Here is a 6,063-nt window from a genome sequence, read left to right as displayed (position 1 = left end):
TCCGGCGCCGGGCCGCTCGCCGCCGGGCCGCCCGCCGACGGGCCGCGCGACGCGGAGCCGCCCGGAGGGGAACCGTCCGGCTCCGTGCCGTCCGTGAGGAGGAGCACCGCGGCCGTCACGGCGAGCCCCGCGGCGAGGAGGGCGGCCGCCGCCGTCAGGACCGTACGGGCCCGCCGGGGGCCTCGGCGGCCTCCCCGTTCTCCCGCCGCCGGCGGCGGGAGAACGGGGGCGCCCGGTCCTCCCGCGCGCCCCGGCGCCGCGTGCCTCCGGCTCTCCGGGCGGGCGGTCCGGGTGGGCCGGTCGTGCGGGGAGGGGGTGTCCAGGCGGGTGGGCCGGTCGTGCGGGGAAGGGGTGTGGTGCGGGGAAGGGGTCTCGTGCGGGGAAGGGGAAGGGGTGTCGAGGCGGGTGGGCTCGGCGGCGGCCGGGTGCTCCGCCCGGCGCAGCAGTTCCCGGCCGACGGCCCCGGGCAGCCAGTCGGCGCCGAACTCCGGGCTGGGGCCCACGGCGGGGTGCGCGCGCACGGCGGCGATCAGGGCGGCGGGGTCGGGCCGTCCCCCCGGCGCCTTGGCCAGGCAGTGCCCGATGAGCTCGCGCAGCTCGGCGGGGACGCGGGAGACGTCGGCGGGCTCGTGCACCACGCGGTACAGCACTCCGGACTCGGGGCCGGTCCCGAAGGGCAGGGCGCCGCCGGCCGCGTAGGCGGCCAGGGCGCCGAGCGCGAAGACGTCGGTGGCGGGCGTCACGGCGTGCCCGAGCGCCTGCTCGGGGGCCATGTAGGCGGCGGTGCCGATCCTGAGGCCGGTGCCGGTCAGACCGGTGGCGTCCGCGGCCCGCGCGATGCCGAAGTCGATGACGCGCGGCCCGTCCTCGGCGAGCAGGACGTTGGCGGGCTTGAGGTCCCGGTGGATCACGCCGGCCCGGTGGATGGCCTGGAGGGCCTCCGCGATCCCGGCGATCAGGAGCAGCACCGTGCGCGGGGGAAGCGGGCCGTGGCGCTCGACCACCTGCTGGAGCGAGGGGCCCGCCACATAGGCGGTGGCGAGCCAGGGGACCGGGTCCTCGGGGCCGGCGTCCACCACCTGCGCGGTGAACAGGCCGTGGATGCGGCGGGCACTGGCGACCTCCTGCGCGAACCGGCGGCGGAACTCCGGGTCGGCGGCGAAGTCCTCGCGCACCGCCTTGAGGGCGAGGGGCCGCCCGCCCGGGGTGCGGGCGAGATAGACGACGCCCATGCCGCCCGCGCCGAGCCGGGCCTGGATCCGGTAGCCGCCGATCTCGTGGGGGTCGCCCGGCGCGGGCACCGCGCGGGGCGACGGGAACGCCGGTGACGGAGTGGAGGACATGGGCGGCTCTTTCGGCGGTACGGAACGGCCGGGCGCACCGGGGCGGGCCCGGCGCCGGGGTCGGCCGACGGGCGCGGGGCACGCCCGACCCGATCGTGCCTCTTGACTAAAGTTTCAGTCAACACGGGCGGGCCGTTCACGGCTCGCGGATCAGCGAGGAGCGCAGGAGTGCAGGGTGTACGGGGCACACGGGAGGCGCGGGACGCGCGGGACGAGGAGGGCCCGCCCGACGCCGGGGGCCCGCAGGACGTGCGGCGGCCGCCGGGCGGGCCGGACCGGAGGACGGCGATCCTCGGGGCCGCCGCCCGGGCGATGGCGCGCCGCGGCGTGCTCGGGCTGCGCGTGGCGGAGCTGGCCGCCGAGGCGCGCGTCTCGACGGCCCTCGTCTTCTACCACTTCGGCGACCGGACGGGCCTGCTCCGGCACACGCTGGGGCACCTCGGCGACCGCGCGGAGCGGTACACCCGCCCCGGCGCGCCCGGGCCGCGCCGCCCGGAGGAGGCGCTGCGGGAGCTGGAGGAGCGGCTGGCGCGGGAGTTCCAGGACACGCCCGAGGTGCGGGAGAACAGCACGGCCTGGGGCGAGCTGCGCGCCGAGGCCGTGTTCGACCCCGAGCTGCGGGGCGAGCTGGCCCGGGCGGGCGGGGACTGGGTCCGGGAGCTCGCGGACCTGCTGCGCCCGGTCGCCCCGACCGCCCCGGAGCGGTCCCTGGCCGGCGCGGCCGAGCGCCTCACCGTGCTCCTGGAGGGGCTGAGCACCCGCTGGCTGGCCGGGCTGCTCCCGGCCGGACACGCCGCCGAACTGATGCGGGGCGCGCTCGCGGCGGAGGTGCGGGCGCTCCGCCCGCCGGAGGCCCCCCGCGTCCCGGAAGGGCGTGCCGCCGTGGACTCCCCCGCCTCCTGAGCGGGACCGCCCATCGCCCGGCACCACCCCCTCTTATTTGACTGAAAATTCAGTCAGGTGACACAGTGGGGCACGGCCACCCCCACTCACGCCCCGGTCGGACGCACCCTGACGGCCGCCCGCGTGAAGCCACGGCCCGCGGCTGCCGTCGCCGCGCCGCGTCTCCCCGACGCGCCCGCCGACGCCGGTTAGTCTCGCCAGCCCACGATCGGAGCACACCGTGTCCCTCCTGCCCTTCTCCCGCCGCACCGCCCTGCGCGCCCTCGCCGGAGCCGGCGGCGTCCTCGCCTTCGGCACCACCGCCTGCGGCCCCGAGGACGGCGTCGGCGGCGGCACCACCACCGCCCCCGCCCGCACCCCGGCGGCGCGGGCCGAGCGCCGCTTCGGCGCCGAGTGGGACAGCCACACCCGCACCTTCATGTCCTGGCCGGCCCTCGCCTCCGTCTGGGAGGACGACCTCCCCTACGTACGGCAGGACATCGCCCGGATCGCCCGGGCCGTCGGCGAGTACGAGGCGGTCGTGATGATGGCCCGCCCCGACCAGGTCAAGGCGGCCCAGCGGGCCTGCGGCTCGCAGGTCGAGGTCATCCCCCTCGCCGTCGACGACCTGTGGGCGCGCGACACCGTGCCGGTCTTCGTGGAGGACGGCGGCGAGCTCGTCGGCGTCGACTTCCGCTTCAACGGCTGGGGCGGCAAGCAGGAGCACACGAACGACGCCGAGGTCGGCCGCCGGCTGCTCGCCCGGTACGACATCCCGCGCGAGGAGGCGCCGCTCGTCGCCGAGGGCGGCTCCTTCGAGACGGACGGCGAGGGCACCCTGCTCGTCACCGAGAGCTCGATCGTCAACGACAACCGCAACCCCGGGAAGAGCCGGGACGAGATCGAGGACGAGCTGATCGAGACCCTCGGCGTGGAGAAGGTGGTGTGGCTCGCGGGCGTCCGCGGACAGGACATCACCGACGCGCACGTCGACAGCCTGGTCCGCTTCGTGGCGCCGGGGGTCGTGCTGCTCGACCAGGCGCACCCCGACACTCCCCCGGACTCCTGGTCCCGCTCGGCCGACCAGGCCCGTTCGGTGCTGTCCCGGGCGACCGACGCCCGGGGCCGGCGCTTCGAGATCATCGACCTGCCCCAGCCCGACCTGGAGCGGATCAGCGGCGAGGGCGACGACTTCGTGTCGACGTACGCCAACTTCTACGTCGCCAACGACTCCGTCTTCCTGCCGAAGTTCGGCGACCGGAAGGCGGACGCCCGGGCGAAGGCCGTCCTCCAGGAGCACTTCCCCGACCGGGACGTGGTCCAGCTGAACATCGACACCATCGCGTCCGGCGGCGGAGGCATCCACTGCGCCACCCACGACCAGCCCGGCGAGCCCGCCGCATGACGGCCCCCACGCGGCCGCCCGCCCCGCGCCCGCGGGGCCTGGCGGCCGCCGGGTTCGTCGTCCTCGCCGTCGCGGCGGCCGTGCTCTGCGGGCTCTGGTTCCAGTACGGCGAGCGCCAGGACCTGAACGCCCGGGCCACGGCGGGCGACGCGGCCGCGAGCCCGGACCGGATCGACGTCGACGCCGCCGTGCAGCGCGTCGACGCCACGGCCCGGGAGCTGGTCCTGCGGCTCCAGGTCACCCCGCGCGGCGCGCTCGCGGAGGCCGGCGGCCTGTCGCCGGCCGAGGACCTGACGCTCCAGACCTCGCCCGCCGTCCGCGGCGACCTCGCCTTCCCGGCCCACGACCGCATCGCCACCGTCGACGTGCCCGTGGCCCTGACGGGCGGCCCGGTCACGGACTACCCCTTCGACGCGTACGCGACGGAGCTGGAGTTCGCCGCCGTGCAGGGCGGCGAGAGCGTCCCGGTGCGGATGACGCTGGTCAACCGGGACGCGCTGTTCTCCCTCGCCGTCGACGCCTCGGAGTCCGACGGCGCGGCGGTCTTCTCGGCGGAACTCTCCCGCTCCGGCAGCGTCCTGGTCTTCGCGCTCTTCATGATGGCGGCGATGTGGGCCCTCACGATCGCGGTCCTGATGGGCGGCTGGTTCCTCGTCCGCCGCCGCGCGGGCCTGACCTGGCCCGCGCTCGGCTGGATGGCGGCCACGCTCTTCGCCCTGGCCGCCTTCCGCAACACCGCCCCGGGCGCGCCGCCCATCGGCAGTCTCCTCGACTACCTCGCCTTCTTCTGGGCGGAGTCCCTGATCGCGTTCTGCGTCGTCGTGGTGGTCACCCGCGCCGTCCGCGCGGAGGGCCCGCCGCCCCCGTGAGCCCCCGCCCCGGCGGAACCGGGATCAGCGCGCGGCGGCGCGCGTGACGCAGGCGTCGAGGTGGGTCTGGGTGACGGTGTTGCCGTCGGCGTCCGTGAGCCGGGCCCGGAAGGACACCGTCCCGCCGGGCGCCGGGGTCGTCACCGCGACGCGCCCGCCGGTCACCGGCGCCGGTGACCAGGTGGTGCCGCGGTCGGTCGACACGGACACGTCGAGCGACCGCACCCCGGCCGCGAGGGCGGCACCCCGCACCGTCACCGCCACCCGGGTCGCGGTGTGCGGCGGGACGGTGCCGTCGAGGGCCGGCTCCGGATCGAACCGTACGGCGCTCAGCGGCAGTTCGGCGGGGGTGGCGGACGCGGCGGAGGTGAAGGTCCAGCTCGCCGTGACGCTGCCGCGCGGCCGGGTCGCGCTCGCCGTCAGCCGGTACGCGGCCCGGCCCGGCGGCAGGGTGAAGGAGGCGTGCCCGGGCTTCTCGCCCCGGCGGAAGGCGTACGGCGCGCCGTTGCGGTACAGCGTGACGGTCGACGCGGTGAACAGCGGCGAGGACGGCACGTGGCCGTCGCCGTCGGCGAGCAGCGGCACCGACAGGTCCAGGGTGTCGCCGGTGCGCAGCGCGACGGGCGGGGCGTCGGGCGAGGCGTCCAGTTCCGGGCCGAAGACCGGGGTGTCGAAGGTGTGCACCGTGGTGGAGCCCGGGGTGAACGAGCGCCCGAGGAGGAAGTAGGGGCGGGAGGGTCCCTCCGGCTCGGTCGGCGCGCCGTAGACGAGGTCCCAGGTGCCGCGCTCGGGCGTGAACAGGAACGTCCCGGTGCCGCCCTGCGGGATCGGCAGCGACAGGCTCGGGGACGGGCCCGGCGACGGCGACAGGGAGACGAGGGCCGGACCCTCGCCGGAGGCGGGCACGCCCGCGCGCACCACCAGCGTGGCCAGGTCGCCCGGCGCCGGGTGCCGGACCAGACCGTTCAGCGCCCGCTCGCCCCGGAAGAGGTACCCGAGGGCGCAGACGCCCCCCGGTCGGCTCCAGTACGCGTCCACCCAGGTCCGTACGGCGCCGCGTTCGGTGTCCGGCCCCAGGTGCGCCACGCGCAGGTCGGGCGACATCGCCATCGCGTTCACGAAACCGGTGACCCCCTCGTACGTCACCTCGGCGAACGCCCCGATCTGCTCGAACCCGGCGTCCGTGACCGGCGGCCGGATGTCCACCGGGCGGGCGACCCGGGCGTCGAGCACGACGGTCAGGTCGCCGTCGACGTCCAGCCGGGGCCGGACGAGCCAGTCGTTCCCCCAGTTCTCCTCCCCCACCGGCCGGGTGGAGATCAGGCAGTCGAGCACGTACCGCCCGGCGGGCACCTCCAGGGTGACCGCGCCGGGCGTTCCCCTCACCTCCCGGCCGCCGCCGGCGTCGGGCCCGGACAGCGCGGTCAGCAGGGTCCGGTAGGCGACGGTCGGCGCGCCGTCGCGCCCCAGGTGGACGAGGGTGAGGGTGTGCGTCCCGGACGCGGTGCCCGTCCCCGGCCCGGCGGGACCGGCGGTGGCGCGGGCCGGACCGGCCGGGAGGACG

At 77.2% G+C, this 6,063-nt stretch carries 5 protein-coding genes; 3 read left to right on the top strand and 2 right to left on the bottom strand.

Going from position 1 to position 6,063, the window contains the following annotated elements; all coding sequences use genetic code 11:
• On the bottom strand, positions 1 to 1,343 hold a 1,343-nt coding region (locus IE321_RS40280), incomplete at its 3' end, for a serine/threonine-protein kinase (RefSeq protein WP_190226600.1).
• A gap of 249 nt (positions 1,344 to 1,592) precedes the next feature.
• Here IE321_RS40280 and IE321_RS40275 point away from each other — a divergent pair.
• The 3 genes from IE321_RS40275 (at position 1,593) to IE321_RS40265 (ending at position 4,499) form a co-directional block, all read left to right on the top strand.
• On the top strand, positions 1,593 to 2,246 hold the full coding sequence (locus tag IE321_RS40275) for a TetR/AcrR family transcriptional regulator (protein WP_268257456.1): 654 nt from the start codon (positions 1,593 to 1,595) through the stop codon (positions 2,244 to 2,246).
• Between the two features lie 220 nt (positions 2,247 to 2,466).
• Positions 2,467 to 3,630: an agmatine deiminase family protein gene (locus IE321_RS40270; RefSeq protein ID WP_190226599.1), complete on the top strand. Its 1,164-nt coding sequence runs from the start codon at positions 2,467 to 2,469 to the stop codon at positions 3,628 to 3,630.
• A complete protein-coding gene (locus IE321_RS40265) occupies positions 3,627 to 4,499 on the top strand; it encodes a DUF4436 domain-containing protein (RefSeq protein ID WP_190226598.1) in 873 nt (290 codons plus the stop codon). The genes IE321_RS40270 and IE321_RS40265 overlap by 4 nt, the downstream gene beginning before the upstream one ends.
• Before the next feature lie 24 nt (positions 4,500 to 4,523).
• On the opposite strand, the gene IE321_RS40260 is transcribed toward IE321_RS40265, so the two are convergent.
• The coding region (locus IE321_RS40260; protein ID WP_190226597.1) for a molybdopterin-binding protein at positions 4,524 to 6,063 on the bottom strand (1,540 nt) is incomplete at its 5' end.

The sequence above is a fragment of the Streptomyces hydrogenans genome (genome assembly GCF_014656075.1).
GTDB lineage: Bacteria > Actinomycetota > Actinomycetes > Streptomycetales > Streptomycetaceae > Streptomyces > Streptomyces hydrogenans.
The sequence above is the reverse complement of the archived record's forward strand: the minus strand, read 5'-3'. Positions and strand labels throughout refer to the sequence as shown.

Coding starts and splice junctions, on each gene's coding strand:
- IE321_RS40265 (WP_190226598.1), top strand. CDS start 3,627: ATGACGGCCCCCACGCGGCCGCCCGCCCCGCGCCCGCGGGGCCTGGCG.